Origin of the sequence: Arthrobacter sp. WCS2018Hpa-7, from assembly GCF_031843805.1 — a bacterium.
GTDB lineage: Bacteria > Actinomycetota > Actinomycetes > Actinomycetales > Micrococcaceae > Arthrobacter.
Genome location: NZ_JAVTJB010000047.1, coordinates 1 through 3,560 on the forward strand (window position 1 = coordinate 1; position 3,560 = coordinate 3,560).

General features: G+C 60.8%; 5 protein-coding genes. 2 read left to right on the plus strand and 3 right to left on the minus strand.

The annotated features are described in order from the left end of the window. Positions 1-409, plus strand: a 409-nt coding sequence (locus tag RQH14_RS23085; RefSeq protein ID WP_311215442.1) for a hypothetical protein, incomplete at its 5' end; no start/stop codon positions are given. Here RQH14_RS23085 and RQH14_RS23090 read toward each other — a convergent pair. Next, on the minus strand, positions 406-1,575 hold the full coding sequence (locus tag RQH14_RS23090; RefSeq protein WP_311215443.1) for a Fis family transcriptional regulator: 1,170 nt from the start codon (positions 1,573-1,575) through the stop codon (positions 406-408). The two genes, RQH14_RS23085 and RQH14_RS23090, sit on opposite strands and share 4 nt — an antisense overlap. A gap of 51 nt (positions 1,576-1,626) precedes the next feature. Between RQH14_RS23090 and RQH14_RS23095 the strand changes: the two genes are divergently transcribed. Beyond that, complete coding sequence (locus RQH14_RS23095) at positions 1,627-1,836, plus strand: hypothetical protein (protein WP_311215444.1); 210 nt, start codon at positions 1,627-1,629, stop codon at positions 1,834-1,836. Between the two features lie 52 nt (positions 1,837-1,888). Here the strand turns inward: RQH14_RS23095 and RQH14_RS23100 are convergent, their stop codons facing one another. Together RQH14_RS23100 and RQH14_RS23105 are read right to left on the minus strand one after the other, a co-directional pair. Next, entirely contained in the window at positions 1,889-2,242 is a 354-nt protein-coding gene (locus RQH14_RS23100; RefSeq protein ID WP_311215445.1) for a helix-turn-helix transcriptional regulator, read from the minus strand. Next, the gene (locus RQH14_RS23105; RefSeq protein ID WP_311215446.1) at positions 2,235-3,368 is read right to left on the minus strand and encodes a site-specific integrase; all 1,134 of its coding nucleotides are present in this window, start codon (positions 3,366-3,368) and stop codon (positions 2,235-2,237) included. The genes RQH14_RS23100 and RQH14_RS23105 overlap by 8 nt, the downstream gene beginning before the upstream one ends. Positions 3,369-3,560 lie beyond the last annotated feature (192 nt).

Genomic DNA, 3,560 nt, shown 5'->3' on the forward strand with positions numbered 1-3,560 from the left:
CGCGATGCCTATCGGCCCGAAATGGGTTGATTGGATGGGCGATCCGGCGGCGATTCAGAAGAGGCTCGACTGGCCACATGATGGGGTGTTGTTTGATGTTCGGGAGAATGCTTTTTGGCCCGAGGAGTGGGGTGACAGGCCCACTGACGTTGAGGTGGCCCTTGAAACGGCACGTGATCGCTTGCGCGCCGTCCCCGTCCTAATTCCGATCTATTCGCATCGTTTCATGCCAGCAGCTCCTGCGCGTGCCGGCAGCCCGGTCTTTTCCGTGCACCAAACAGACGTGGTCTATTACGGCAGTGATCTCGTCTCGTACTTCCAAAGCGAGTTCTTCAACATTCCTGACCGAAAATCACCGAACTATCGTGTCGATTTCTGGTCTGAGCTGGCGGAAGGCCAGTGGATCTAAGGCATCATCGCCCGGGTGGAGTGATAGCTAGACGCTTGCGAGCCTATCGAGGCGATGTATTGGGCATAGTTCGCTGACGAGTCGATGGCGTGGCGTTCGATTGTGCTTGGAGAATATCCGAGTGCTTCGGCGATGATGGCCACGGGGGCGACTTTGGTGAGTTCGTGGAGGGTGCCGAGCCTGGCAGCTCGGCTGCTGAAGGCCGTGCTGAGCCGTTCGGTAAGGCTGGCGGCCCGGAGATGTTTACCTGGCGAGCCACCGCGGAAGACCCAGTTGCTGTTAGGGTGCGCGGCTGTCTGATCATGTGTCGGGGTGGCCGCCAACTCGCGCCAGGGTTCATCGAGCGGACTTGTGAGGGCTATCTCGACGGTTCCGAGGGTGATAGTGACTTCGTCTTCGGTGACCGTGACGTGGTTCCACGTGAGTTTGACGACGTCTGAGATCTGCTGACCGAAGACCAGGACGAGGATCGCGGCCGCACGGTCCCGTGGGCTCATTTCGGTTGTGTGGGTGAGGTTGTGGACGATTTGTTGTTGCGTGGCTGCATCGAGCCGGGGGCTGGTGCCACGGCGGTGGGCTTGCAGCTTCAGGGCCGGATCGATGAGGTTGGTTTTGGTTGCCCAGTCGAGGAAGCGTGATGCGATGCCTCTCGTGGTGGGGCCCTGTGCTTGCCAGCGATCCAAGTGTGCTTGGGTCATGGTCGCGAGATCGGTGTCGTGTTCGCTGAGCCAGTTGAGCAGTTCGATGGCGACGGTGACCGATTGTTTGGCCCTCAGGAAGGTGCCTTGGCTGACTTCGTCCATTTGGTTCATGCGGCGTTGGTGGTGCCAGCGGATGTAGCGGCGGATGATGTCGCGATGGTTCTGGGTGGTGATCCTGTTGAGCGCTTGCCCGGCCCAGCTGGCGAATCGTGTGCTGAGCTCGTCGCGGCGGGGCAGGACGTTGTGTTCTACGAGGAGGCCGCGGACGTATTCGCGGGTTGTGGAGGCGGGCAGTTGGTCGAGGCCGGCGTGGCTGATGTCGGCCGATGCAGCCAGTTCCCGGAGGAAGTCCGTGACGTGGGGCTGCTGGATCCAGGTGAGGCCGCTGTTGGCTCGTTTCATGGATTTCAGTGCTGTTGCGATGGCTTGGAGTTCAGGGGAGGGAGCCTGCCCTTCCGGTGTCATGAGCCGGTCGACTGTTGCTGAGAGGACGCATACCCAGCAGCGGTTTCCTGAGTGGATTTCGTCTTCGTTGCCGCAGCCGATGCAGTCGATGTTGAGTTTGACGCCGGAGCATTTGCGGCAAGCCGGGAGTGTGTTTACCCGGCCGGGAAGGACGCCTTCGTGGCCGCAGGCGCAGGTACCCCGGGTTCGTTTGGCTTGCTGGTAGCAGTAGCCGCAGATTCCGCTGTCGGGCCAGCGAACGACGATCTGGTGGTGTTCTGAGCAGCGTCCGCAGGGTTCGGGCCATTTCGCGGGGTCGCTGGGTTTCCGGGGTCTAGGCATTTTCGTCCGGTGGCAGGACGCGGATACGGCGCGCGATCGGGGAGCCGGGCTGGATTCCGAGGTCTTCTGGCCGCTTGGGGGCGTTGGCGGTCTTGGCCGCGCGCATCTGGACGTAGGGTTCGAACAGGTCGTTGGGTGTGCATTCGAGGATGTCGCAGAGCGCTGCAAAGGTCTGGGCGGGGATGCGTTCCGGTGTTCCCGTGACGAGCCGGTGGACCTGGGCGTTGGAGAGGTTGATGCCGCGGGCTTTGAGGAGGGGGAGAAGTTCGGTGGTTTTCCAGAGGTTGCGCTGGGCCATCAGCTGCCGGAGATTCCAGCGGTAGCCAATCCGTCGCTGTTCAGCCATGACCGTTCTCCTCATCAGTGCCGCCACTGCGAAGCCGCTGGGCGATCATTTTCTGGATGGTCTTCTGTTTGAAGTCCGCCGACACGGAAGTATAGAGGGCCGTGGTGGAGGAGTAGCTGTGCCCTACTTGCTGCTGGATAAAAAGCGGGTCATAGCCGGCCTCGATCAGATGTGTCACGTAAGAATGCCTCAACGCGTGCAGGGTCAGTTCTTCCGGGAGACCCGCGGTCTTCCTCACCCGCTGAAAGGAGCGGTCGAAGTTGCGGAAAACTGTTGAGCCCGATCGTTCGGAGGGCCACAAGCTGGCCGACCGGTCTGCGGTGGGGAAACGTTTCCGGCCGTCAGGGGAGAGCCAGTACTCGAGAAGGCCGACCACCCAGTCAAACTCCGGGACGGTTAGAACGGTGCGCCGGCGGGGGCCTGAGCCTCTTGTTCCTTTGGCCCAGCGCACCTGGAGCGACCCGAACCGGCCGAAAGACTCAAAATGCGGATTGGGTCCAAAGTCCACATACTCGAGCATGGCCAGCTCCCGCCGACGAAGCCCGTAAGCGTAAGCGACCTTGAACGCCGTCGAGTCCCTTAGAGCTGGAAGCCAGCGCTTGGAGCCCTTTGCAAACTCGGCGTCGACCACGTCGTCTGCGGCATCGAAGAACATCTGCAGTTCGGCCCTGGTAAACGCCCGGCGGCGTGCCGGCACGGCATCGTCGGTCGTGTGCCGGGGTGAGTTCCACTCGAACACGACCTGCACCGGGATATCCGCAAAGACCCGTTCGCAGAAAGCCGCCCAGCCGTAACGTCGATCGGTCAGGTAAGAGCAGAACGCCCTGATGGCCCCGGAATTTGCTCTCATGGTCGACAGCGCCAAACCCTTCTCGGAGCTGCGCCGATCCGCCATGAACTCATCCACGTGATGCGCCGACCACGTCCACGGATACTCATTCGAATGCTGCTGAAACCGCTCTATCGTCCCGCATGAGCTCTTGATATACGACGTCGACAGCCCGCGCGCCAGCATCTGTGCCCGCCAGCCATCAAGCATCGCGTCAAAGACGCGATCCTCAGCACGCAGCAGCCCGACATTGGCGTTAGTCAGAAAGGCCGGAATTCGCCCAGGTTCAATGCTCACCGACCATACTGTACTCAACTGCACGCAAGAATCTCTCATCTAATGAGAGATTACGACGTTGGGCCGCGCGACCACGCGAACTCGCTCGTATCGGGAATTTTGGTTTCGTCGTCTCCAACTTCTGCCTGGCCTGAAGAAACACTAAAAGCAGGATGGGACGGGTTCTCTCATCTACTTCTACTCGTCCCACTT